Below are 25937 nucleotides of genomic sequence, written 5' to 3'. Positions count from 1 at the left end.
AGGTTCGAGATGGCGTTATTAAATGTAGATAAATTATCGGTGCATTTCGGCGACGAAAGCGCACCGTTCCGCGCCGTAGACCGCATCAGCTACAGCGTAAAACAGGGCGAAGTGGTCGGGATTGTGGGTGAGTCCGGCTCTGGTAAATCGGTCAGTTCGCTGGCGATTATGGGGCTGATTGATTATCCGGGCCGCGTAATGGCGGAAAAGCTGGAGTTTAACGGTCAGGATTTACAGCGTATCTCAGAAAAAGAGCGCCGCAACCTGGTGGGTGCCGAAGTGGCAATGATCTTCCAGGACCCGATGACCAGCCTTAACCCGTGCTACACCGTGGGTTTCCAGATTATGGAAGCGATAAAGGTGCATCAGGGCGGTAATAAGAGCACTCGTCGTCAGCGGGCGATTGACCTGTTGAATCAGGTCGGTATTCCCGATCCGGCTTCGCGTCTGGATGTTTACCCGCATCAGCTTTCCGGCGGCATGAGCCAGCGTGTGATGATCGCGATGGCGATTGCCTGTCGGCCAAAACTGCTGATTGCCGATGAGCCGACCACCGCGCTGGACGTGACCATTCAGGCGCAAATCATCGAACTACTGCTGGAGTTGCAGCAGAAAGAGAACATGGCGCTGGTGTTGATCACTCATGACCTGGCACTGGTGGCGGAAGCGGCACATAAAATCATCGTGATGTATGCAGGCCAGGTGGTGGAAACGGGCGATGCCCACGCCATCTTCCATGCGCCGCGTCATCCATATACTCAGGCATTGCTGCGTGCGCTGCCGGAATTTGCTCAGGACAAAGAACGTCTGGCGTCGTTGCCAGGTGTTGTTCCCGGCAAGTATGACCGCCCGAACGGCTGCCTGCTTAACCCGCGCTGCCCCTATGCCACTGACAGATGTCGCGCTGAAGAACCGGCGCTGAATATGCTCTCTGACGGGCGTCAGTCCAAATGCCATTACCCACTTAATGATGCCGGGAGGCCGACACTATGAGTACGCATGAGGCCACCTCGCAACAACCGCTGTTGCAGGCTATCGACCTGAAAAAACATTATCCGGTGAAGAAAGGTATGTTCGCGCCGGAACGTCTGGTGAAGGCGCTGGACGGCGTTTCGTTTAACCTTGAACGTGGCAAAACGCTGGCAGTAGTAGGTGAATCTGGCTGCGGTAAATCGACCCTCGGTCGGTTGCTGACGATGATCGAAATGCCCACCGGTGGTGAGCTGTATTACCAGGGGCAGGATCTGCTCAAGCACGATCCGCAGGCGCAGAAGTTGCGTCGGCAGAAAATCCAGATCGTCTTTCAGAATCCCTATGGTTCGCTAAATCCGCGTAAAAAAGTTGGGCAAATTCTTGAAGAGCCGCTGCTTATTAATACCAGCTTAAGCAAAGAACAGCGTCGGGAAAAAGCCCTGTCGATGATGGCGAAAGTCGGCCTGAAAACCGAGCATTACGACCGCTATCCGCATATGTTCTCCGGCGGTCAGCGTCAGCGTATCGCCATTGCCCGTGGTCTGATGCTCGACCCGGATGTGGTGATTGCCGATGAACCGGTTTCCGCGCTGGACGTTTCAGTGCGTGCGCAGGTGCTGAATCTGATGATGGATTTGCAGCAGGAGTTGGGGCTGTCTTATGTCTTTATCTCGCACGACCTGTCAGTGGTTGAGCACATTGCCGATGAAGTGATGGTGATGTACCTGGGCCGCTGCGTGGAGAAGGGAACGAAGGACCAAATCTTCAATAACCCGCGTCATCCGTACACTCAGGCGCTACTCTCCGCGACGCCGCGCCTGAACCCGGACGATCGCCGCGAGCGCATCAAGCTCACCGGTGAACTGCCAAGCCCGCTCAATCCACCGCCGGGCTGCGCGTTTAACGCCCGCTGTCGTCGGCGCTTCGGCCCCTGCACCCAGTTGCAGCCGCAGCTAAAAGACTACGGCGGGCAACTGGTAGCTTGTTTTGCTGTTGATCAGGATGAAAATCCGCAGCGTTAACTCACAAAACCGGGGCCGTGCGCTCCGGTTTACTCAATCAGCTTCAACAGTGGCGACAAGCATAGCAAAATGCCGTAAAGCAGAATCAGCCAGGCTTTAAATCCGCGAAGTTTTTCCAGTTGTGCGACTTTATAGATCAGGAAAAACGGAATGAGGCACGACACAATGCCATATAACGGGCTTCCCAACTGAAAGAACACCAGCACCGATACACGAAACGAAACCCAAATCGTCAACGTAATGACGATAAAAGCGCAGATCGCCAGAGTCAGCACGCGTGAATTAATTTTCTTGGTATCAATAATTCGGCTTAACAGATTGAGAATAATGCCTTTAATAGCCTCGTGGAAACCGAGATAAATGCCAAAGAATGCGGTCAGTACGGCAAAGATATTCAGCACCGTAGAGGTGATATGAATGATATGCCCAGGGATCACCTGCGCGGCCAGTGCCAGTGCCGAGATATTTTGTTCAAAGGCAGAAACGGCTTCTTCGTGGCTAATTGAGAAGGTAAACGAAAAGGCAAAAAACAGGATCACCGCAATGAGCGTGATATAACTAATTCGGTGGGTACGCAGCGCGAGCCGGGTTGCCAGTACTTTATCCGCTTCCCGTTTACGATAGGCAATATTCATTGGGTTAAGTACCTGAATAAATACCGCAGAAAAGAAGCAAAAGGGAATGGTAAGCAGGACATCGCGGAAAAAGACGGAGGCTTGCGGGAAGGCGGTTATATTGGCGAAATTCCAGTGCGGGATCATCGCAAAACCGAACACGACAATAATCCCTACTTTGACCACCACCATTGGCCCGGAAATCTTAAACAGTAATCGTTCACCACCAGACGCAATTGCCACCAGTACGGCGAAAATGGCGACTTTATAAAGTAGAGATTGTGAAAGATCGGCATCGGTTAAACCGAAGGTTTTCAGGTACGAGGCGCTGTCGAAAACCACGGAGAGAGAGTAGATAAAAATCCCGTGGATAATCATCAAAAAGTAGATAACCCCGAGGAAAATTCCCCAGTTCTTCCCCAGGTAATGACTGATAATATCGGTGTAGTCATTACAGGAATCGCTTTCAGAAAGGGTTTTTAAATAAATGTCCTGCACTACCCAGGTGGCAGGATAAGCAATGATCGCTGCGGTAATAAATACCCAAATTCCCTTCAAGCCAATTTGTACTGGCATCAGCACGGTTCCGGCACCAATCGCCATGCCTATGCATAATAAAACCCAGCCGAAGTCGTAGCGTGTAAACGGCATTTTCTGATCGTGTTTCGGTAGTGTGTTGTGCTGCATAAAGTCCTGTCCAGAAAGAAGTCGGCCTCGCAAAAATGAATAAACCCAGTTTCTCTTGCGCAACAGGTGGAGAAGTCGAATACGCAGTATGTAAAAAATGAGGCAACAGATTCACTGGGGAGGTCGCGAGGAGGCGCAATTCTACAAAATTGCGCATTTCACTACCAGTCTGGAGTCAGCCCGGATATGAACTGCAACTATTGCAAATAAAGAAATTAAGCTGGAAGGCATCACGCAATGAGGAAGATTGCCGGGTGCTGACGGTAAAAAGCAATCGTAGAATCAGCGGCAAGCCGGAAAGGTTCCGGTGAGGCGCAATGTTGCGGGGGCTTTATCCCTGGTGGCATTGGTTGCTGGAGAGAGAAAACCCCCGCACGTTGCAGGTATGCACCTGACAACATCACGGGGGCCATTCTTGAACCTACACAACTCAAGAATAGCCGCGAAACGTTGTCATTACAACAGAGGCGGCTATATGACGCTCGCAGAGCTGGGCATGGCCTTCTGGCACGATTTAGCGGCTCCGGTCATTGCTGGCATTCTTGCCAGCATGATCGTGAACTGGCTGAACAAGCGGAAGTAACGTGTCATGCGGGCGTCAGGCTGCCGTAATGGCAATTTGCGCCCGGATCAGGCCGCAGGGGTGAAACTCTGCGGCCTTTTTCGTAAGAAAAATGCAACGGTTGCAAGCGGATAATATTCTGCGGAATGCGCAGCACAGAGTGAAGACGTGATGGATTCCGGAACAGAAAAACAGTCGTAGAATCAGCGGCAAGCCGGAAAGGTTCCGGTGAGGCGCAATGTTGCGGGGGCTTAATCCCTGGTGGCATTGGTTGCTGGAGAGAGAAAACCCCCGCACGTTGCAGGTATGCACCTGACAACATCACGGGGGCCATTCTTGAACCTGAACAACTCAAGAATAGCCGCGAAACGTTGTCATTACAACACAGGCGGCTATATGACGCTCGCAGAACTGGGCATGGCCTTCTGGCATGATTTAGCGGCTCCGGTCATTGCTGGCATTCTTGCCAGTATGATCGTGAACTGGCTGAATAAGCGGAAGTAACGTGTCATGCGGGCGTCAGGCTGCCGTAATGGCAATTTGCGCCCGGACCAGGCCGCAGGGGTGAAACTCTGCGGCCTTTTTCGTGCTTACTGCGGGTAAGGCACCCAGTCGCCGCCGTTCAGGCGAACGTACGGTTTATCCTGGTATTGAATAACTACTGCATTTGAGTTCTCGGAGACCGGTGCTGTTTGTGGCAACCCACTGGTGAGTTTTTTCCAGTCAACATTGTCTTCGGAGAAAATCTTGCCATCAAGAACGCGAACCACCAGATCGGAGATAGCCAGGAAGCTGCTCGGTTGGTCGATGACAATCGGTGCCCCCTGATGTGGTGCCTTCATGCCGAAGAATTTCACCCCAACGGGGACGTCTGTGATAGACGGGCTAGGGATATCACGTAGACCAGATACCTGCATTCTGTCGCCCTTCAGCGCGCCACCGTGTTCCGGCACCACTACCACCATCACTTTACGACCCGATTTCTCCAGTTCAGTAAAGAAGGCTTCCAGCTCATCAAAGAATTTCTGTGCTCGTGCTTTGTAATCCGCTGTTTTGCTGACGCCCGGATAATGGTTGCCGTCATGCAGTGGAAGTGTGTTGTAGAACGTAGCACTACGGCTGTTTTTATCTTTTTCGGTAACGTCCAGCCAGCGGTTAAGCACGGCGGTATCGTCATAAACCGGCGAACCATCAAAGCCCAGCAAAATAACCGGCAGATTTGTTTGATCCATCAATTCGGTCTGCATGCCGCCATTTTCGCGAACTTCTTTCAAAAAACCGCCGAACTGGCCGTTATGTCCCATCATCAGGTGCTGTGTAAAGCCCAGTTTCGACAGGTTATCAAACAGATAGCAGTCATTATTTGCCGGTTGATACAGATTAGTGTGCGAAGTCTGCCCGCAGCTGGCGCGCAGTAAACGGATCGCCGCCGGGCCACTGTAGGAGGTGGCGGAGTTAAAGTTCTTGAACTCAATATCGAAATGCGACCACAGCGGATGCGACATCAACCCGGCGGCTTCAATATCCGACCAGGAAAGCGAACAGATATTAATCACCAGTAGTTCAAATGGCTGAGCATCAGCGGGCAGTGAAGACGGGAAGGTCGATTTACGTTTCGCCTCCGCGTTATAGAAATTATTCAGCCAGGCGTTAAGGTTCGCCGTTGTTGGCGGTGCAGTTTGTGCGGGCATATCACCCACTACCGGTGCGCCACCCGTCGCGGCAACGGTTGCCGCTGCGTTACCACCCGTCGTTGTTACAGTGGTCGTCGGTTGACCGGCTGGCCACAAGGAGAAACTTGGTCCCGCCAGGGTAAGTACGTTCAGCCATAGCAGAATGGCAACCACAAAAACGGTAATGCGAATCCATTGTGACAGGAATAACCAGGCCACTAATAAAACAAAAATGGCCCCAATCATCTGCCAGTTAATAAAGCGTGTGACAAGGTCGATTAAATAATCGGTACTGAACCCCGCCACCTGCGAACCCTGGCTCATTATGCTTTCCGGGCCAGGCAACCAGGTGTCATGCCAGAACAAAGCAAAGCCGATCGGCAGGGCAATCCAGTGGCGTAAGCGATGCAGGCTGTAGCGCGGAATGGGCATCAGCAGAAACGCGGCAAACACCAGATTGAGGAGCGGATGGAAGTTAAGATATCCCGCCCACAACAGGCCGAACTTAACCAGAAAATAGAAGTTCCAGCCGGAAAGACCGCGCCAGTATTGCCAGAGGGAAGAAGGCATGGCGGTATTTTGCGTAAATTGAGTCATTTTTTGGTTGCCCTGGCTTTTTCCGTGCGGCGTAACGTCCCGGCCGGTTTAACATAACGAGGTTTAGCAAAGAACAAACGTAAGGTGTCGCGAATGCGTCGCAAAGAGTGCCGCGCCAGATAGCCCAGCGGGAAAAATATCAGTGCGCAAACGACAATAATTTCAATGATATCGCTGATGGTCATCATGATGAGCGCTCCACAGCATCATCTAACAGTCGCATTGGTTCTGGTATTCGTCGCCAGTGGCGACCATCGTGCTCGGCATTGATGACCGGTTTAGAACTTTGCGTTAAAGGCAGCGGCATGCCCCATTGTTCTGGGGCAAGCAGGCGCATCTGCACCAGCTCGGCACTGATTTGATCATCTTCAAACCAGACCATACGGTTTGAGAAAATGTCGCCAGTCGGCAATGGGAAAATATGATTCAACGCGGTATCCAGATCGTTAATCCGACAGAATGAGAGAAACAGCACCAGCCGATTACCGCCAATAGTCATGATATCGCCGGTGCGGTTAGGGCGACACAGCGTCAGGGCTTGCTCAACGCGGATACCCGGTACCGGACGTAGGGCAACCAGAACGCCTTTACCGTGGGCAGGTAATAGAGGGTTATTCATCATGTTGTTGACGGCATTACAGAATACATCCCACTTCTGGAAACCACGCAGTTTGAGCGGCTGGGTCATTGACAGCAAGGTAGTGATATCTTCCGGCACATAGCGACTAAACTTCTGCCCTTGCACGCTTTCGATCATCGTCAGACAACGGGAGAGAGGCGCATTCCACGGAATAACCATATTTGCACCGCAGGCCAATAACAAACGTTCATCGGTGGCGCGCAGGCTTGCGGTATTTTCCCGTACGAGGATTTTCATCGCACTACCGCGCTGGCGACGCAGAGTATGAATGCTGCGGGCCAGTGGCTCGATTTGCGCATTTTGTTGTAAAGAAAAGACCACCGTCGCCGCCTGAGCGGTACGGGCTTCATTGAACAGGACTTCGTTATTGTTGAACAGTTGCCAGTGTTCCGATAGCGGCGGCGCACCTTCCAGCACAGCAACATTACTCAGAATGCGTTTTTCGTCGCTGCGTGGTTGGATCTCCGCCTCTTCGCTTTGAACTAATGTCCAGATACCATTTTGTTGCTGAACGCTAAGCTGCTGACGGGCGCTGACCCCTTTTTCGTTGCACCAGAAGGCAATATCCAGCAAATGTTGGTCGCCCTGAAAACGCAAACTGGCAAGACCAAAAAGTGAACGGTATTCCTCAAGCAACAATGAAAATTGTTTATCGTTATTATTTCCGGGATTAATTACCAAAAGCGAACAATGGTTTAACCTGCTCCATTTATTCATTTTATCCAACCATGAGCGAAGCCGCTCGGCAGGAATGTTTTGCCATGCGTTATTTGCGCAAACAAGAATAAAAAGGTAATTATGGGGATCAATAGAACACTGCAAATCACGGGCCAAATAGTATAGACCTTTTTCATGATTTAGCATTGAAAATAATTTTATTTTTTCCGGTCCTTGAGAATCATCTAATTGAAAGATTTTCGCCGGATCGCTGTCCATGCTAATGACCGCGACGTGTGCGGTTTCAGCCTGGGATGCAATTGTTTGATTCGCCAGACTGATAGCATCTTTATGGCGATCGACGTTAAACCACCAGACGCCGCCTGCTGGCATATGTCGCAGCTCATCCCATAATGATGAGATACCGATAGAGAATACAGGGTCCACAATGTCCCTCATGTCATCATTTTGTCTGATTATCAGTTTACTAGCGAAAGCTAAGAAATAAACCTACCATTGAAATTAAAACTTATCAGATTTAGCATGTGAATCAATTTAGCAGGTCACAAGACGTGTGATTTTAGTCTTTTCGTTTTTAACTTTTTTTGTTGCGTAACGGAAAGTCAAAAAGTGAGCAAATTCCCGTCTCGCCGTAAACAATAAACCGGCGAAATGCTCACGGTTAGAATTGTCTCATGAACGGTACGGTTATTTCATAGGGATCAAGCAAATGAATAACAATGAACCAGATACTCTGCCTGATCCCGCGATAGGCTATATCTTCCAGAATGATATTTTGGCGTTAAAGCAGGCATTTTCACTGCCTGATATTGATTATGCCGATATTTCCCAACGCGAACAGTTGGCCGCGGCATTAAAACGCTGGCCGTTGCTGGCAGAGTTTGCGCAACAAAAGTAGGGGATTGGTGAATGGCCGTACTGGGATTGCAGGGGGTGCGGGGAGGCGTGGGGACAACAACCATCACCGCCGCATTAGCCTGGTCATTACAAATGTTAGGAGAAAATGTCCTGGTGGTCGATGCCTGCCCGGACAACTTGTTGCGCCTGTCATTTAACGTTGATTTTACCCACCGTCAGGGCTGGGCCAGAGCTATGCTGGATGACCAGGACTGGCGTGACGCCGGGTTGCGCTATACCTCGCAGCTCGATTTGCTGCCTTTTGGTCAGTTATCCATTGAAGAACAAGAAAATCCGCAGCACTGGCAAACCCGGCTGAGCGATATTTGCTCCGGCTTACAGCAACTAAAAGCCAGCGGGCGTTACCATTGGATTTTAATCGACTTACCGCGTGATTCCTCGCAGATAACCCACCAGCTGCTGAGTTTGTGCGATCACTCGCTGGCAATCGTCAATGTGGATGCCAACTGCCATATCCGGCTGCATCAGCAGGCGCTGCCGGATGGCGCGCATATTTTGATTAATGACTTCCGTATCGGCAGTCAAGTTCAGGACGATATTTACCAGCTTTGGTTGCAAAGCCAGCGCCGATTACTGCCGATGCTCATTCATCGTGATGAAGCGATGGCTGAATGCCTGGCGGCTAAGCAACCAGTCGGTGAATATCGCAGTGATGCGCTGGCGGCTGAAGAGATACTGACGCTGGCTAACTGGTGCCTGTTGAACTATTCCGGGCTGAAAACGCCAGTCGGGAGTGCATCATGAGTATCCTGACCCGGTGGTTGCTTATCCCGCCGGTCAACGCGCGGCTTATCGGGCGTTATCGCGATTATCGTCGTCACGGCGCGTCGGCTTTCAGCGCGACGCTCGGCTGTTTTTGGTTGATCCTGGCCTGGATTTTTATTCCGCTGGAGCACCCGCGCTGGCAGCGTATTCGCGCAGAACATAAAAACCTGTATCCGCATATCAACGCCTCGCGTCCGCGTCCGCTGGACCCGGTCCGTTATCTCATTCAAACATGCTGGTTACTGATCGGTGCATCGCGCAAAGAAACGCCGAAACCGCGCAGGCGGGCATTTTCAGGTCTGCAGAATATTCGTGGACGTTACCATCAATGGATGAACGAGCTGCCTGAGCGCGTTAGCCATAAAACACAGCATCTTGATGAGAAAAAAGAGCTCGGCCATTTGAGTGCCGGGGCGCGGCGGTTGATCCTCGGTATCATCGTCACCTTCTCGCTGATTCTGGCGTTAATCTGCGTTACCCAGCCGTTTAACCCGCTGGCGCAGTTTATCTTCCTGATGCTGCTGTGGGGTGTAGCGCTGATCGTACGGCGGATGCCGGGGCGCTTCTCGGCGCTAATGTTGATTGTGCTGTCGCTGACCGTTTCTTGCCGTTATATCTGGTGGCGCTACACCTCTACGCTGAACTGGGACGATCCGGTCAGCCTGGTGTGCGGGCTTATTCTGCTGTTCGCCGAAACGTACGCGTGGATTGTGCTGGTGCTCGGTTACTTCCAGGTAGTATGGCCGCTGAATCGTCAGCCGGTGCCATTGCCGAAAGATATGTCGCTGTGGCCGTCGGTGGATATCTTTGTCCCGACTTACAACGAAGATCTCAACGTGGTGAAAAATACCATTTACGCCTCGCTGGGTATCGACTGGCCGAAAGACAAACTGAACATCTGGATCCTCGATGACGGCGGCAGGGAAGAGTTTCGCCAGTTTGCGCAAAACGTGGGGGTGAAATATATCGCCCGCACCACTCATGAACATGCGAAAGCGGGCAACATCAACAATGCGCTGAAATATGCCAAAGGCGAGTTCGTGTCGATTTTCGACTGCGACCACGTACCAACGCGATCGTTCCTGCAAATGACCATGGGCTGGTTCCTGAAAGAAAAACAGCTGGCGATGATGCAGACGCCGCACCACTTCTTCTCACCGGACCCGTTTGAACGCAACCTGGGGCGTTTTCGTAAAACACCGAACGAAGGCACGCTGTTCTATGGTCTGGTGCAGGATGGCAACGATATGTGGGACGCCACTTTCTTCTGCGGTTCCTGTGCGGTGATTCGCCGTAAGCCGCTGGATGAAATTGGCGGCATTGCTGTCGAAACTGTGACTGAAGATGCGCATACTTCTCTGCGTTTGCACCGTCGTGGCTATACCTCCGCGTATATGCGTATTCCGCAGGCGGCGGGGCTGGCGACCGAAAGTCTGTCGGCGCATATCGGTCAGCGTATTCGCTGGGCGCGCGGGATGGTGCAAATCTTCCGTCTCGATAACCCGCTCACCGGTAAAGGGCTGAAGTTTGCTCAGCGGCTATGTTACGTCAACGCCATGTTCCACTTCTTGTCGGGCATTCCACGGCTGATCTTCCTGACTGCGCCGCTGGCGTTCCTGCTGCTTCATGCCTACATCATCTATGCGCCAGCGTTGATGATCGCCCTGTTCGTGCTGCCGCATATGATTCATGCCAGCCTGACCAACTCGAAGATCCAGGGCAAATATCGCCACTCTTTCTGGAGTGAAATCTACGAAACGGTGCTGGCGTGGTATATCGCACCACCGACGCTGGTGGCGCTGATTAACCCGCACAAAGGCAAATTTAACGTCACCGCCAAAGGTGGACTGGTGGAAGAAGAGTACGTCGACTGGGTGATCTCGCGGCCCTACATCTTCCTTGTTCTGCTCAACCTGGTGGGCGTTGCGGTAGGCATCTGGCGCTACTTCTATGGCCCGCCAACCGAGATGCTCACCGTGGTCGTCAGTATGGTGTGGGTATTCTACAACCTGATTGTTCTTGGCGGCGCAGTTGCGGTATCGGTAGAAAGCAAACAGGTACGCCGATCGCACCGCGTGGAGATGACGATGCCCGCGGCAATTGCCCGCGAAGATGGTCACCTCTTCTCATGTACCGTTCAGGATTTCTCCGACGGTGGTTTGGGGATCAAGATCAACGGTCAGGCGCAGATTCTGGAAGGGCAGAAAGTGAATCTGTTGCTTAAACGCGGTCAGCAGGAATACGTCTTCCCCACCCAGGTGGCGCGCGTGATGGGTAATGAAGTTGGGCTGAAATTAATGCCGCTCACCACCCAGCAACATATCGATTTTGTGCAGTGTACGTTTGCCCGTGCGGATACATGGGCGCTCTGGCAGGACAGCTATCCGGAAGATAAGCCGCTGGAAAGTCTGCTGGATATTCTGAAGCTCGGCTTCCGTGGCTACCGCCATCTGGCGGAGTTTGCGCCTTCTTCGGTGAAGGGCATATTCCGTGTGCTGACTTCTCTGGTTTCCTGGGTTGTATCGTTTATTCCGCGCCGCCCGGCGCGGAGCGAAACGGCACAACCATCGGATCAGGCTTTGGCTCAACAATGATGATAACGCGATGAAAAGAAAACTATTCTGGATTTGTGCAGTGGCTATGGGGATGAGTGCGTTCCCCTCTTTCATGACGCAGGCGACGCCAGCAACGCAACCACTGATCAATGCTGAGCCAGCTGTAGCCGCCCAGACGGAACAAAATCCGCAGGTGGGACAAGTGATGCCAGGCGTGCAGGGCGCTGATGCGCCAGTCGTGGCGCAGAACGGTCCTTCGCGTGATGTGAAGCTGACCTTTGCGCAAATTGCGCCGCCGCCGGGCAGCATGGTGCTACGTGGCATTAACCCGAACGGCAGCATTGAGTTTGGTATGCGCAGCGATGAAGTGGTGACGAAGGCGATGCTCAACCTCGAATACACGCCATCGCCATCGTTACTGCCTGTCCAGTCGCAGTTAAAGGTTTATCTCAATGATGAACTGATGGGCGTGCTGCCAGTGACCAAAGAACAGTTGGGTAAAAAAACGCTGGCACAAATGCCCATTAACCCACTGTTTATTACCGACTTCAACCGTGTGCGGCTGGAGTTTGTCGGTCATTATCAGGACGTGTGCGAAAACCCGGCCAGCACCACGCTTTGGCTGGATGTTGGGCGGAGCAGTGGACTGGATCTGACCTATCAGACCCTGAATGTGAAGAATGATCTGTCACACTTCCCGGTACCATTCTTTGACCCGCGTGATAACCGCACCAACACCTTGCCGATGGTCTTTGCGGGTGCGCCGGATGTTGGGCTGCAACAAGCATCTGCCATTGTCGCCTCGTGGTTTGGTTCGCGTTCTGGCTGGCGTGGGCAGAACTTCCCGGTGCTCTATAACCAACTGCCGGATCGCAATGCCATTGTCTTTGCAACCAACGACAAACGGCCGGACTTCCTGCGCGATCATCCGGCGGTAAAAGCCCCGGTAATTGAGATGATCAACCATCCGCAGAATCCTTACGTCAAACTGCTGGTGGTGTTTGGTCGTGACGACAAAGACCTGTTGCAGGCAGCGAAAGGTATCGCTCAGGGTAACATCCTGTTCCGTGGTGAAAGCGTGGTAGTGAATGAAGTGAAACCGCTGCTACCGCGTAAGCCGTACGATGCGCCGAACTGGGTGCGTACCGATCGTCCGGTCACCTTTGGTGAACTGAAAACCTATGAAGAACAGTTGCAATCCAGCGGTCTTGAGCCAGCAGCGATTAATGTTTCGCTAAACCTGCCGCCAGATCTCTACCTGATGCGCAGTACCGGCATTGATATGGATATTAATTACCGCTACACCATGCCGCCGGTGAAAGACAGTTCGCGGATGGATATCAGCCTGAATAACCAGTTCCTGCAATCATTCAATCTGAGCAGCAAACAGGAGGCGAACCGCCTGCTGCTGCGGATTCCGGTATTACAAGGTTTGCTGGATGGCAAAACGGATGTCTCTATTCCGGCGCTGAAACTGGGCGCGACCAACCAGCTGCGCTTTGACTTTGAGTATATGAACCCGATGCCTGGCGGTTCGGTGGATAACTGTATTACCTTCCAGCCGGTGCAGAATCATGTGGTGATTGGTGACGACTCCACCATCGACTTCTCGAAGTATTACCACTTCATCCCGATGCCGGATCTACGCGCTTTTGCTAACGCGGGCTTCCCGTTCAGCCGGATGGCGGATCTGTCGCAAACCATCACCGTGATGCCGAAAACGCCTAACGAAGCACAGATGGAAACGTTGCTGAATACTGTTGGTTTTATCGGCGCACAGACGGGCTTCCCGGCGATTAATCTGACGGTGACCGATGATGGCAGCACCATTCAGGGCAAAGATGCCGACATCATGATCATCGGTGGTATCCCGGACAAACTGAAAGACGACAAGCAGATCGACCTGTTGGTGCAGGCGACCGAAAGCTGGGTGAAAACGCCGATGCGCCAGACCCCGTTCCCCGGCATTGTTCCGGACGAGAGCGATCGCGCGGCAGAAACCCAGTCAACGCTGACCTCTTCCGGTGCGATGGCGGCGGTGATTGGCTTCCAGTCGCCGTATAACGACCAGCGCAGCGTGATTGCGCTGCTGGCAGATAGCCCACGCGGTTATGAAATGCTTAACGATGCGGTGAACGATAGCGGCAAACGCGCCACCATGTTCGGTTCGGTCGCGGTGATCCGCGAGTCCGGTATCAATAGCCTACGCGTTGGCGACGTCTATTACGTTGGCCATCTGCCGTGGTTCGAACGCTTATGGTATGCGCTGGCAAACCATCCGATTCTGCTGGCGGTGCTGGCGGCAATCAGCGTCGTGCTGCTGGCATGGGTACTGTGGCGTCTGCTGCGTATTATCAGCCGTCGTCGTCTTAACCCGGATAACGAGTAATTGAAGATGAATGTGTTGCGTAGTGGACTCGTGACGATGCTGCTGCTGGCTGCCTTTAGTGTTCAGGCAGCCTGCAACTGGCCTGCCTGGGAGCAGTTCAAAAAGGATTACATCAGTCAGGAAGGGCGCGTCATTGACCCAAGTGACGCGCGTAAAATCACCACCTCTGAAGGGCAAAGTTACGGTATGTTCTTTGCCCTGGCGGCTAACGACCGTGCAGCTTTCGATAATATTCTCGACTGGACGCAGAACAATCTCGCTCAGGGTTCTTTAAAAGAACGTTTGCCCGCATGGCTGTGGGGCAAGAAAGAGAACAGTAAGTGGGAAGTGCTGGACAGCAATTCGGCCTCCGATGGTGATGTCTGGATGGCCTGGTCGTTGCTGGAGGCGGGGCGTTTGTGGAAAGAGCAGCGTTATACCGACATCGGCAGCGCGTTGTTAAAACGTATTGCGCGGGAGGAAGTGGTGACGGTGCCTGGACTGGGTTCCATGTTGTTGCCGGGCAAAGTGGGATTTGCAGAGGATAACAGCTGGCGTTTTAACCCCAGCTACCTGCCGCCGACGCTGGCGCAGTATTTCACCCGCTTTGGCGCACCGTGGACCACGCTGCGCGAAACCAATCAACGTTTATTGCTGGAAACCGCCCCGAAAGGCTTTTCGCCAGACTGGGTGCGCTATGAGAAAGACAAAGGCTGGCAGCTAAAAGCCGAAAAAACATTGATCAGCAGCTACGACGCGATCCGCGTTTACATGTGGGTAGGCATGATGCCTGACAGCGATCCGCAAAAAGCGCGGATGCTCAACCGGTTTAAACCGATGGCGACATTCACCGAGAAAAACGGCTATCCGCCAGAAAAAGTGGATGTGGCTACGGGGAAAGCGCAGGGTAAAGGACCGGTCGGTTTTTCTGCCGCCATGCTGCCCTTTTTACAAAACCGCGATGCGCAGGCCGTTCAGCGCCAGCGCGTGGCCGATAACTTTCCCGGCAGCGATGCCTATTACAACTATGTGCTGACCCTGTTTGGACAAGGCTGGGATCAACACCGTTTCCGCTTCTCGACAAAAGGTGAGTTATTACCTGACTGGGGCCAGGAATGCGCAAATTCACACTAAACATATTCACGCTTTCCCTCGGTCTGGCCGTCATGCCGATGGTCGAGGCAGCACCAACCGCTCAGCAACAGTTGCTGGAGCAAGTTCGGTTAGGCGAAGCGACCCATCGTGAAGACCTGGTGCAACAGTCGTTGTATCGTCTGGAACTTATTGATCCGAATAACCCGGACGTCGTTGCCGCCCGTTTCCGTTCTCTGTTACGTCAGGGCGATATTGATGGCGCGCAAAAACAGCTCGATCGGCTGTCGCAGTTAGCGCCGAGTTCAAATGCGTATAAATCGTCGCGGACCACAATGTTGCTTTCCACGCCGGATGGTCGTCAGGCACTGCAACAGGCAAGATTGCAGGCGACTACTGGTCATGCAGAAGAAGCTGTGGCGAGTTACAACAAACTGTTCAACGGTGCGCCGCCGGAAGGTGACATTGCCGTCGAGTACTGGAGTACGGTGGCGAAAATTCCGGCTCGCCGTGGCGAAGCGATTAATCAGCTAAAACGCATTAATGCGGATACGCCGGGCAATACGGGCCTGCAAAACAATCTGGCGCTATTGCTGTTTAGTAGCGATCGCCGTGACGAAGGTTTTGCCGTCCTGGAACAGATGGCGAAATCAAACGCCGGGCGCGAAGGGGCCTCTAAAATCTGGTACGGGCAGATTAAAGACATGCCCGTCAGCGATGCCAGCGTGCAGGCGCTGAAAAAATATCTCTCGATATTTAGTGATGGCGATAGCGTAGCTGCGGCGCAATCGCAACTGGCAGAACAGCAAAAACAGCTGGCCGACCCTGCTTTCCGCGCTCGTGCGCAAGGTTTAGCGGCGGTGGACTCTGGTATGGCGGGTAAAGCCATTCCCGAACTACAACAGGCGGTGCGGGCGAACCCGAAAGACAGTGAGGCGCTGGGGGCGCTGGGCCAGGCGTATTCTCAGAAAGGCGATCGCGCCAATGCAGTGGCGAATCTGGAAAAAGCCCTCGCCCTGGATCCGCACAGCAGCAACAACGACAAATGGAACAGTCTCCTGAAAGTGAACCGCTACTGGCTGGCGATCCAGCAGGGCGATGCTGCGCTGAAAGCCAATAATCCTGACCGGGCAGAACGGTTGTTCCAGCAGGCACGTAATGTCGATAACACCGACAGCTATGCGGTGCTGGGGCTGGGCGATGTGGCGATGGCGCGCAAAGATTATCCCGCCGCTGAACGCTATTACCAGCAGACGCTGCGTATGGACAGTAGCAACACTAACGCCGTGCGCGGGCTGGCGAATATTTACCGCCAGCAGTTGCCAGAAAAAGCCGAAGCGTTTATCGCCTCGCTCTCTGCCAGTCAGCGGCGCAGCATTGATGATATCGAACGCAGCCTGCAAAACGACCGTCTGGCACAGCAGGCAGAGACACTGGAAAAGCAGGGCAAATGGGCGCAGGCGGCAGCACTTCAGCGGCAACGACTGGCGCTGGACCCCGGCAGTGTATGGATTACTTACCGACTTTCACAGGATCTCTGGCAGGCCGGACAACGCAGCCAGGCCGATACGTTAATGCGCAATCTGGCGCAGCAGAAGCCGAACGACCCGGAGCAGGTTTACGCTTACGGGCTGTATCTCTCTGGTCATGATCAGGACAGAGCGGCGCTGGCGCATATCAACAGCCTGCCGCGCATGCAGTGGAACAGAAATATTCAGGAGCTGGTTAATCGCCTGCAAAGCGATCAGGTGCTGGAAACCGCTAATCGCCTGCGAGAAAGCGGCAAAGAGGCAGAAGCGGAAGCGATGCTGCGCCAGCAACCGCCTTCCACGCGTATTGACCTCACGCTGGCTGACTGGGCGCAACAACGACGTGATTACACCGCCGCTCGCGCTGCATATCAGAATGTCCTGACGCGGGAGCCAACTAACGCCGATGCCATTCTTGGTCTGACGGAAGTGGATATTGCTGCCGGTGACAAAGCGGCGGCACGTAGCCAGCTGGCGAAGCTGCCTGCCACCGATAACGCCTCGCTGAACACTCAGCGGCGCGTGGCGCTGGCACAGGCGCAGCTTGGCGATACCGCAGCGGCGCAGCAGACGTTTAATAAGTTGATCCCGCTGGCAAAATCTCAGCCGCCGTCGATGGAAAGTGCGATGGTGCTGCGCGACGCTGCGAAGTTTGAAGCGCAGGCGGGCGATCCAACGCAGGCGCTGGAAACCTACAAAGACGCGATGGTCGCATCCGGTGTGACCACGACGCGTCCGCAGGATAACGACACCTTTACCCGGCTGACCCGTAACGACGAGAAAGATGACTGGCTGAAACGCGGCGTGCGCAGCGATGCAGCGGACCTCTATCGCCAGCAGGATCTTAACGTCACCCTCGAGCACGATTACTGGGGTTCGAGCGGCACCGGTGGTTACTCCGATCTGAAAGCGCACACCACTATGTTGCAGGTGGACGCGCCCTATTCTGACGGGCGGATGTTCTTTCGCAGTGATTTCGTCAATATGAACGTCGGCAGTTTCTCCACTAATGCCGATGGCAAATGGGATGACAACTGGGGCACCTGTACATTACAGGACTGTAGCGGCAACCGCAGCCAGTCGGATTCCGGTGCCAGCGTGGCGGTCGGCTGGCGAAATGACGTCTGGAGCTGGGATATCGGCACCACGCCGATGGGCTTCAACGTGGTGGATGTGGTCGGCGGCATCAGTTACAGCGATGATATCGGGCCGCTGGGTTACACCGTTAACGCCCATCGTCGGCCCATTTCCAGTTCTTTGCTGGCCTTTGGCGGGCAAAAAGACTCCCCGAGCAATACCGGGAAAAAATGGGGTGGCGTGCGTGCCGACGGCGTGGGGCTAAGCCTGAGCTACGATAAAGGTGAAGCAAACGGCGTCTGGGCATCGCTTAGCGGTGACCAGTTAACCGGTAAAAATGTCGAAGATAACTGGCGCGTGCGCTGGATGACGGGCTATTACTATAAGGTCATCAACCAGAACAATCGCCGCGTCACCATCGGCCTGAACAACATGATCTGGCATTACGACAAAGACCTGAGTGGCTACTCACTCGGTCAGGGCGGTTACTACAGCCCGCAGGAATATCTGTCGTTTGCCATACCGGTGATGTGGCGGGAGCGGACGGAAAACTGGTCGTGGGAGCTGGGGGCGTCTGGCTCGTGGTCGCATTCACGCACCAAAACCATGCCGCGTTATCCGCTGATGAATCTGATCCCGACCGACTGGCAGGAAGAAGCTGCGCGGCAATCGAACGATGGCGGCAGCAGTCAGGGCTTTGGCTACACGGCGCGGGCATTACTTGAACGACGTGTTACTTCCAACTGGTTTGTCGGCACGGCAATTGATATCCAGCAGGCGAAAGATTACGCACCCAGCCATTTCCTGCTCTACGTACGTTATTCCGCCGCCGGATGGCAGGGTGACATGGATTTACCGCCGCAGCCGCTGATACCTTACGCCGACTGGTAAGTTTTCAGATAGCGCCTCTCTTAATGCCGCTGCGATCGGGTATACTCGGGCGGCAATCTGGGATTTCCGGGGGGAGACAATTTGCGCGTAAGTCGCTCGTTAACAATCAAGCAGATGGCAATGGTGGCAGCCGTTGTCCTGGTGTTCGTTTTTATTTTTTGCACCGTTTTGCTGTTCCATCTGGTCCAGCAGAATCGCTATAACACGGCTACGCAACTGGAAAGCATTGCTCGCTCTGTCCGCGAACCCTTATCTTCAGCTATTTTGAAAGGCGATATTCCCGAAGCGGAAGCTATTCTTGCCAGCATTAAACCGGCAGGCGTGGTCAGCCGTGCCGATGTAGTGCTGCCTAACCAGTTCCAGGCGCTGCGTAAAAGTTTTATTCCAGAGCGGCCAGTGCCGGTAATGGTTACTCGCCTGTTTGAGCTGCCGGTGCAAATCTCGCTGGGCGTTTACTCGCTGGAACGTCCGGCAAACCCGCAGCCAATTGCCTATCTGGTGCTACAGGCGGATTCCTTCCGCATGTATAAGTTCGTGATGAGCACCCTCTCAACGTTAGTGACCATTTACTTACTTTTGTCGCTTATCCTGACCGTCGCCATCAGCTGGTGTATTAATCGACTGATTTTACATCCTTTACGCAATATTGCTCGCGAACTTAACGCCATCCCAGCCCAGGAGCTTGTTGGTCACCAACTGGCATTACCGCGTCTGCATCAGGATGATGAAATCGGTATGTTGGTGCGCAGTTACAACCTCAACCAGCAATTGCTGCAGCGCCATTATGAAGAACAGAACGAAAACGCGATGCGCTTCCCGGTGTCGGATTTGCCGAACAAAGCCTTGCTGATGGAGATGCTGGAGCAGGTTGTCGCGCGTAAACAAACCACCGCGCTGATGATCATCACCTGTGAAACCCTGCGTGATACTGCGGGCGTGCTGAAAGAGGCGCAAAGAGAAATTCTGCTGCTGACGCTGGTGGAAAAACTCAAATCGGTACTGTCGCCACGTATGATCCTCGCGCAGATTAGTGGTTATGACTTTGCTGTCATTGCCAATGGTGTACAGGAACCGTGGCACGCAATCACTTTAGGTCAGCAAGTGCTCACTATCATGAGCGAGCGCCTGCCGATTGAACGTATTCAACTCCGTCCGCACTGTAGCATTGGCGTGGCGATGTTCTACGGCGATCTCACCGCCGAACAGCTTTACAGTCGCGCTATTTCTGCGGCATTTACCGCTCGCCATAAAGGCAAGAATCAGATTCAGTTCTTTGATCCGCAGCAGATGGAAGCCGCCCAACAGCGGTTGACGGAAGAGAGCGATATCCTTAATGCACTGGAAAATCATCAGTTTGCGATTTGGTTACAGCCACAGGTCGAGATGACCAGCGGTAAACTGGTCAGTGCGGAAGTGTTACTGCGTATCCAGCAACCGGATGGCAGTTGGGATCTGCCGGATGGCTTAATCGATCGCATTGAGTGCTGTGGGCTGATGGTTACCGTCGGTCACTGGGTGCTGGAAGAGTCCTGTCGATTGCTGGCTGCCTGGCAAGAGCGCGGCATTATGCTGCCCTTGTCGGTAAACCTCTCAGCGCTGCAACTGATGCACCCAAATATGGTGGCGGATATGCTGGAACTGTTAACCCGCTATCGCATTCAGCCGGGAACACTGATTCTGGAAGTGACAGAAAGCCGACGTATTGACGACCCTCATGCTGCGGTGGCAATCCTCCGTCCGCTGCGCAATGCCGGAGTTCGGGTGGCGCTGGATGATTTCGGCATGGGCTATGCGGGGCTGCGTCAGCTGCAGCATATGAAATCGTTGCCAATCGACGTACTGAAAATCGACAAAATGTTTGTTGAAGGCTTGCCGGAAGATAGCAGCATGATTGCTGCAATTATCATGTTGGCGCAAAGCCTGAACTTACAAATGATTGCCGAAGGCGTGGAGACTGAAGCACAACGCGACTGGCTGGCAAAAGCGGGCGTTGGTATTGCCCAGGGCTTCCTTTTTGCTCGCCCACTCCCTATTGAAATCTTCGAAGAGAGTTACCTGGAAGAAAAGTAGCTACCCCAAACTGATTACAAAACTTTAAAAAGTGCTGGTTTGTGCGAGCCAGCTCAAACTTTTTAACCTTTTTGTTTCAATTATGATCCAGGTACATTTCTGTGATGTTGTCTGGGTGTTATTTTAAGGCCGCAGGTACCCCATAACCTTACAAGACCTGTGGTTTTACTAAAGGACACCCTATGAAAACCTCTCTGTTTAAAAGCCTTTACTTTCAGGTCCTGACAGCGATAGCCATTGGTATTCTCCTTGGCCATTTCTACCCTGAAATAGGCGAGCAAATGAAACCGCTTGGCGACGGGTTCGTTAAGCTCATTAAGATGATCATCGCTCCTGTCATCTTTTGTACCGTCGTAACGGGCATTGCGGGCATGGAAAGCATGAAGGCTGTCGGTCGTACCGGCGCAGTCGCACTGCTTTACTTTGAAATTGTCAGTACCATCGCGCTGATTATTGGTCTTATCATCGTTAACGTCGTGCAGCCTGGTGCCGGAATGAACGTCGATCCGGCAACGCTTGATGCGAAAGCGGTAGCGGTTTACGCCGATCAGGCGAAAGACCAGGGCATTGTCGCCTTCATTATGGATGTCATCCCGGCGAGCGTCATTGGCGCATTTGCCAGCGGTAACATTCTGCAGGTGCTGCTGTTTGCCGTACTGTTTGGTTTTGCGCTCCACCGTCTGGGCAGCAAAGGCCAACTGATTTTTAACGTGATCGAAAGTTTCTCGCAGGTCATCTTCGGCATCATCAATATGATCATGCGTCTGGCACCTATTGGTGCGTTCGGGGCAATGGCGTTTACTATCGGTAAATACGGCGTCGGCACACTGGTGCAGCTGGGGCAGCTGATTATCTGTTTCTACATTACCTGTATCCTGTTTGTGGTGCTGGTATTGGGTTCAATCGCTAAAGCGACGGGTTTCAGTATCTTCAAATTTATCCGCTACATCCGTGAAGAACTGCTGATTGTACTGGGGACTTCATCTTCCGAGTCGGCGCTGCCACGTATGCTCGACAAGATGGAGAAACTCGGCTGCCGCAAATCGGTGGTGGGGCTGGTCATCCCGACAGGCTACTCGTTTAACCTTGATGGCACATCGATATACCTGACAATGGCGGCGGTGTTTATCGCCCAGGCCACTAACAGTCAGATGGATATCGTCCACCAAATCACGCTGTTAATCGTGTTGCTGCTTTCTTCTAAAGGGGCGGCAGGGGTAACGGGGAGTGGCTTTATCGTGCTGGCGGCGACGCTCTCTGCGGTGGGCCATTTGCCGGTAGCGGGTCTGGCGCTGATCCTCGGTATTGACCGCTTTATGTCAGAAGCTCGTGCGCTGACTAACCTGGTCGGTAACGGCGTAGCGACCATTGTCGTTGCTAAGTGGGTGAAAGAACTGGACCACAAAAAACTGGACGATGTGCTGAATAATCGTGCGCCGGATGGCAAAACGCACGAATTATCCTCTTAATCTCACCACTTATGCCCGCACTCCCTTCCCCGAGTGCGGGTGTTTGCGCATAATTGACCCCTGTGCCTGAACTTACCACCTGGGTGAGTTCAGGTTTATTTCACTTCTTCCGTGACATTTTCATGTTCTTGCGGTCTAACACGAAGTGTTTTTAACGTCATTTAGACTGACCGACAACGGGCAGTTTTTTATTACCAGGATAGTTGATCAGGGGTTCACATGCAGGGCACAAAAATTCGACTTTTAGCGGGCGGTTTGCTGATGATGGCCACTGCTGGCTATGTGCAGGCAGATGCGCTCCAGCCTGATCCAGCATGGCAACAGGGGACGCTTTCCAACGGTTTACAGTGGCAAGTGCTGACCACGCCCCAGCGTCCCAGCGATCGTGTTGAAATTCGCCTGCTGGTTAATACCGGTTCGCTCGCCGAAAGTACACAACAGAGCGGTTACAGCCACGCCATCCCTCGTATTGCGTTAACGCAAAGCGGTGGCCTTGAAGCAGCACAGGCGCGTTCATTGTGGCAGCAGGGGATCGACCCTAAACGCCCGATGCCGCCGGTAATTGTCTCTTATGACACCACGCTGTTTAATCTGAGTTTGCCCAATAACCGTAACGACTTGCTGAAAGAAGCGCTCTCTTATCTGGCAAATGCCACTGGCAAACTGACTATCACGCCAGAAACCATCAACCACGCGCTGCAAAGTCAGGACATGGTGGCAACCTGGCCTGCCGATACTAAAGAGGGCTGGTGGCGCTATCGTCTGAAAGGATCAACCTTGTTAGGTCACGATCCTGCCGATCCGCTGAAACAACCCGTTGAAGCGGAAAAGATTAAAGATTTCTATCAGAAATGGTACACCCCGGATGCAATGACGCTGCTGGTGGTGGGAAACGTGGATGCGCGCTCGGTCGTCGACCAAATCAATAAAACGTTTGGCGAACTGAAAGGCAAACGTGAAACACCGGCTCCGGTGCCGACGCTTTCTCCGCTGCGTGCGGAAGCGGTGAGTATTATGACCGACGCGGTGCGTCAGGACCGGCTATCTATCATGTGGGATACGCCGTGGCAGCCGATTCGTGAATCAGCCGCACTGCTGCGCTACTGGCGTGCGGACCTGGCCCGTGAGGCGCTGTTCTGGCATGTTCAGCAAGCGTTAAGCGCCAGTAACAGTAAAGACATCGGTCTTGGATTTGACTGTCGTGTGCTGTATCTGCGTGCGCAGTGTGCCATCAACATCGAATCACCAAACGACAAGCTGAACAGCAACCTTAATCTGGTGGCGCGTGAACTGGCGAAGGTTCGCGATAAAGGTCTGCCGGAAGAAGAGTTCAATGCGTTAGTGGCGCAAAAGAAACTGGAGCTGCAGAAACTGTTTGCCGCCTATGCGCGAGCTGATACCGATATTCTGATGGGGCAGCGGATGCGTTCGTTGCAAAATCAGGTCGTCGATATCGCGCCGGAGCAATATCAGAAACTGCGTCAGGATTTCCTTAACAGCCTGGCGGTGGAGATGTTAAATCAGGATCTGCGTCAGCAGTTGTCGAATGATATGGCGTTAATACTGCTGCAGCCGAAAGGCGAGCCGGAATTTAACATGAAAGCGTTGCAGGCGGCCTGGGATCAAATCATGGCCCCATCGACTGCGGCTGCCGCCACCTCTGTCGCCACGGATGACGTACATCCTGAAGTGACGGATATTCCACCTGTACAGTAATGCCTGATGGTGATGAGTTAGCACAACCATCAGGTATTTATGGATGAGCTGGATAGAGGGGTAACACTCTATCCAGCCTTTTGCATATGCTGCTTTTACGCTGGCATCGCTTCACGCGGGATAATCGCGCCGCGATACTGAATAACGGTACTTGCGGTCAGGTGCCCGCGTTTCGCCGCGTTTTCCGCACTGCCGCCCGTCAAACGTACCGCCAGATAACCGGCACTGAAAGAGTCGCCAGCTGCGGTGGTATCGATCACTTTTTCTTTCGGCAGTTTCACCGCTGGAACATCCACTAACCCTTCGCCAGCAATGGACACCAGGCAAGAATCCGCCCCGCGTTTCACCACCACTTCTTTCACGCCCGCGTTATGGGTGCGCGCAATGACATCTTCCACCGGCTGTTGACCCCATAGCGCGTCTTCGTCGTCCAGCGTCAGGAAGGCGATATCCGTGCATTCCAGCATTTGCTGGTATACCTGCTGTGTCTCTTCTTTGCTGGCCCACAGGCGCGGACGATAGTTATTGTCGAAAATTACTTTTCCGCCGTTGGCGCGGCATTCGCGCAACAAAGAAAGCAGTTTCTCGCGGCTGGTCGGGCTTAAGATCGCCAGGCTAATCCCGCTCAGGTAGAGATAATCGAAATTCGCCAGCTCTTCGCAAATCGCCGCAGACTGCTCGCTCTCCAGCCAGAATTTGGCGGCGGCTTCGTTACGCCAGTAGTAGAACGTACGTTCGCCGGTGCTGTCGGTTTCAATGTAGTAAAGGCCCGGCAGACGGTTTTCCATCCGTTGGGTCAGGGAAGTATCAACGTTCTCGCCGTGCCAGGCGTCCAGCATTTGCTGGCTAAAACTGTCCGTTCCCAGCGCCGTTACGTAATGAACGGTTAATGCCGCAGGATCGACCTGACGGGCGATATAGACGGAAGTGTTCAGGGTATCGCCGCCGAAACCGCGCTTAACGTCCGCGCCTTTCTCGGAAAGCTCAATCATGCATTCGCCAATCACGGCAATCTTTTTGGACATAGTCGTGAACCTGATCTGTAAAAAATTAGCGTTAGTTTGCGCTGTGGTGGTTTGCTGGTCAACCATATTAAAACAGTGTTCCATTATTTTTTTGAGCCAGCACGTATTCCTGAAAGATTCCGTTGTGGAGTGGGGAAATTTACTCCGGTCAGGCGGTAAAGTTCTGCCCTTGCGCGCCGATAATCTTTGTCGAGTCCGGGCAGCATCACTTTTAAACACAGGACATCTTTGATGATAAGGCAGGTTATCCAGCGAATAAGCAACCCTGAAGCAAGCATCGAGAGCTTGCAGGAACGGCGTTTTTGGTTGCAGTGTGAGCGTGCTTACACCTGGCAGCCGATCTATCAAACATGCGGACGGTTAATGGCCGTGGAGCTATTAACGCTGGTCACGCATCCCTTGAACCCTTCGCAACGCCTGCCACCGGATCGCTATTTTACTGAAATCACCGTCAGCCACCGGATGGAGGTTGTGAAAGAGCAGATTGATTTGCTGGCGCAAAAAGCCGACTTCTTTGTAGAGCACGACCTGCTGGCATCGGTCAATATTGATGGCCCTACGCTCATCGCCCTGCGTCAGCAACCAAAAATCCTGCGCCAGATTGAGCGTCTTCCCTGGCTGCGTTTCGAACTGGTGGAACACATCCGTCTGCCGAAAGATTCAACCTTTGCCTCGATGTGTGAATTTGGCCCGCTGTGGCTGGATGATTTTGGCACCGGGATGGCAAATTTCTCTGCGCTAAGTGAAGTGCGTTATGACTACATCAAAATCGCGCGAGAGCTGTTTGTGATGCTGCGTCAGTCGCCGGAAGGACGCACACTCTTTTCTCAGCTTTTACATTTAATGAATCGCTATTGTCGCGGGGTGATTGTCGAGGGCGTAGAAACACCGGAAGAGTGGCGTGATGTTCAGAACTCGCCCGCATTCGCCGCACAAGGCTGGTTTCTTTCACGCCCGGCACCGATAGAAACGCTGAATACGGCGGTTCTGGCGCTATAAGCTGCCTCATTTTCCGCC

At 53.2% G+C, this 25937-nt stretch carries 19 protein-coding genes; 14 read left to right on the top strand and 5 right to left on the bottom strand.

All coding sequences use genetic code 11. From position 1 onward, the window contains the following. Positions 1-9 precede the first annotated feature (9 nt). Positions 10-993 carry a dipeptide ABC transporter ATP-binding protein gene (dppD, locus tag ACJHXB_RS12310; protein WP_001196488.1) on the top strand — a complete coding sequence of 328 codons (984 nt, stop codon included), beginning with the start codon at positions 10-12 and terminating at the stop codon, positions 991-993. Further along, positions 990-1994: a dipeptide ABC transporter ATP-binding subunit DppF gene (gene dppF, locus ACJHXB_RS12305; protein WP_000103574.1), complete on the top strand. Its 1005-nt coding sequence runs from the start codon at positions 990-992 to the stop codon at positions 1992-1994. The genes dppD and dppF overlap by 4 nt, the downstream gene beginning before the upstream one ends. A 29-nt stretch (positions 1995-2023) precedes the next feature. Here dppF and ACJHXB_RS12300 read toward each other — a convergent pair whose 3' ends face one another. Then, positions 2024-3295, bottom strand: coding sequence for an aromatic amino acid transport family protein (locus ACJHXB_RS12300; RefSeq protein ID WP_001316716.1), 1272 nt, complete (start codon positions 3293-3295; stop codon positions 2024-2026). 475 nt (positions 3296-3770) lie between these two features. Here ACJHXB_RS12300 and ACJHXB_RS12295 point away from each other — a divergent pair, with 475 nt between their 5' ends. Together ACJHXB_RS12295 and ACJHXB_RS12290 are read left to right on the top strand one after the other, a co-directional pair. Next, positions 3771-3878, top strand: a complete 108-nt coding sequence (locus ACJHXB_RS12295; protein WP_001295224.1) for a type I toxin-antitoxin system toxin Ldr family protein — start codon at positions 3771-3773, stop codon at positions 3876-3878. Between the two features lie 375 nt (positions 3879-4253). Next, positions 4254-4361: a type I toxin-antitoxin system toxin Ldr family protein gene (locus ACJHXB_RS12290; RefSeq protein ID WP_001295224.1), complete on the top strand. Its 108-nt coding sequence runs from the start codon at positions 4254-4256 to the stop codon at positions 4359-4361. An 86-nt stretch (positions 4362-4447) separates the two neighbouring features. Here ACJHXB_RS12290 and bcsG read toward each other — a convergent pair whose 3' ends face one another. Genes bcsG through bcsE form a run of 3 tightly spaced genes read right to left on the bottom strand, consistent with a single transcriptional unit; the run spans position 4448 to position 7883 of the window. After that, positions 4448-6127 (bottom strand): cellulose biosynthesis protein BcsG, encoded by a 1680-nt coding sequence (gene bcsG, locus ACJHXB_RS12285; RefSeq protein ID WP_000191599.1) that lies wholly within the window; start codon positions 6125-6127, stop codon positions 4448-4450. Continuing rightward, positions 6124-6315 (bottom strand): cellulose biosynthesis protein BcsF, encoded by a 192-nt coding sequence (gene bcsF, locus ACJHXB_RS12280; RefSeq protein ID WP_000988308.1) that lies wholly within the window; start codon positions 6313-6315, stop codon positions 6124-6126. Before bcsF ends, bcsG begins: the two co-directional genes overlap by 4 nt. Next, positions 6312-7883, bottom strand: coding sequence for a cellulose biosynthesis c-di-GMP-binding protein BcsE (gene bcsE, locus ACJHXB_RS12275; RefSeq protein WP_001204954.1), 1572 nt, complete (start codon positions 7881-7883; stop codon positions 6312-6314). The genes bcsF and bcsE overlap by 4 nt, the downstream gene beginning before the upstream one ends. Positions 7884-8154: 271 nt before the next feature. Between bcsE and bcsR the strand changes: the two genes are divergently transcribed. The 9 genes from bcsR (at position 8155) to ACJHXB_RS12230 (ending at position 23895) form a co-directional block, all read left to right on the top strand. After that, positions 8155-8343 carry a cellulose biosynthesis protein BcsR gene (bcsR, locus tag ACJHXB_RS12270; protein WP_001063314.1) on the top strand — a complete coding sequence of 63 codons (189 nt, stop codon included), beginning with the start codon at positions 8155-8157 and terminating at the stop codon, positions 8341-8343. Positions 8344-8354: 11 nt separating this feature from the next. Next, positions 8355-9107 carry a cellulose biosynthesis protein BcsQ gene (bcsQ, locus tag ACJHXB_RS12265; protein WP_000279503.1) on the top strand — a complete coding sequence of 251 codons (753 nt, stop codon included), beginning with the start codon at positions 8355-8357 and terminating at the stop codon, positions 9105-9107. Beyond that, a complete protein-coding gene (gene bcsA, locus ACJHXB_RS12260) occupies positions 9104-11722 on the top strand; it encodes a UDP-forming cellulose synthase catalytic subunit (RefSeq protein WP_000025848.1) in 2619 nt (872 codons plus the stop codon). The genes bcsQ and bcsA overlap by 4 nt, the downstream gene beginning before the upstream one ends. Positions 11723-11732: 10 nt before the next feature. Further along, positions 11733-14072, top strand: coding sequence for a cellulose biosynthesis cyclic di-GMP-binding regulatory protein BcsB (bcsB, locus tag ACJHXB_RS12255; protein ID WP_001309834.1), 2340 nt, complete (start codon positions 11733-11735; stop codon positions 14070-14072). A gap of 6 nt (positions 14073-14078) precedes the next feature. Further along, positions 14079-15185 (top strand): cellulose synthase complex periplasmic endoglucanase BcsZ, encoded by a 1107-nt coding sequence (gene bcsZ / locus ACJHXB_RS12250; RefSeq protein WP_001330682.1) that lies wholly within the window; start codon positions 14079-14081, stop codon positions 15183-15185. Then, a complete protein-coding gene (gene bcsC / locus ACJHXB_RS12245) occupies positions 15167-18640 on the top strand; it encodes a cellulose synthase complex outer membrane protein BcsC (protein ID WP_001225137.1) in 3474 nt (1157 codons plus the stop codon). Before bcsZ ends, bcsC begins: the two co-directional genes overlap by 19 nt. A gap of 81 nt (positions 18641-18721) precedes the next feature. Continuing rightward, positions 18722-20710, top strand: a complete 1989-nt coding sequence (gene hmsP / locus ACJHXB_RS12240; RefSeq protein WP_001266310.1) for a biofilm formation regulator HmsP — start codon at positions 18722-18724, stop codon at positions 20708-20710. Positions 20711-20892: 182 nt separating this feature from the next. Then, positions 20893-22179 (top strand): C4-dicarboxylate transporter DctC, encoded by a 1287-nt coding sequence (gene dctA, locus ACJHXB_RS12235; RefSeq protein ID WP_000858214.1) that lies wholly within the window; start codon positions 20893-20895, stop codon positions 22177-22179. A gap of 219 nt (positions 22180-22398) precedes the next feature. Continuing rightward, entirely contained in the window at positions 22399-23895 is a 1497-nt protein-coding gene (locus ACJHXB_RS12230) for a M16 family metallopeptidase (protein ID WP_001163156.1), read from the top strand. A gap of 95 nt (positions 23896-23990) precedes the next feature. Here the strand turns inward: ACJHXB_RS12230 and kdgK are convergent, their stop codons facing one another. Next, on the bottom strand, positions 23991-24920 hold the full coding sequence (gene kdgK / locus ACJHXB_RS12225; RefSeq protein ID WP_001296796.1) for a 2-dehydro-3-deoxygluconokinase: 930 nt from the start codon (positions 24918-24920) through the stop codon (positions 23991-23993). 231 nt (positions 24921-25151) lie between these two features. On the opposite strand from kdgK, the gene pdeH reads away from it, so the two are divergent. Next, positions 25152-25919 (top strand): cyclic-guanylate-specific phosphodiesterase, encoded by a 768-nt coding sequence (gene pdeH / locus ACJHXB_RS12220; RefSeq protein ID WP_001469364.1) that lies wholly within the window; start codon positions 25152-25154, stop codon positions 25917-25919. Positions 25920-25937: the final 18 nt, after the last annotated feature.

Source organism: Escherichia sp. WS3227_2, assembly GCF_046486495.1.
In the GTDB taxonomy this organism is placed as follows: Bacteria; Pseudomonadota; Gammaproteobacteria; order Enterobacterales; family Enterobacteriaceae; genus Escherichia; species Escherichia coli.
The sequence above is the reverse complement of the archived record's forward strand: the minus strand, read 5'-3'. Positions and strand labels throughout refer to the sequence as shown.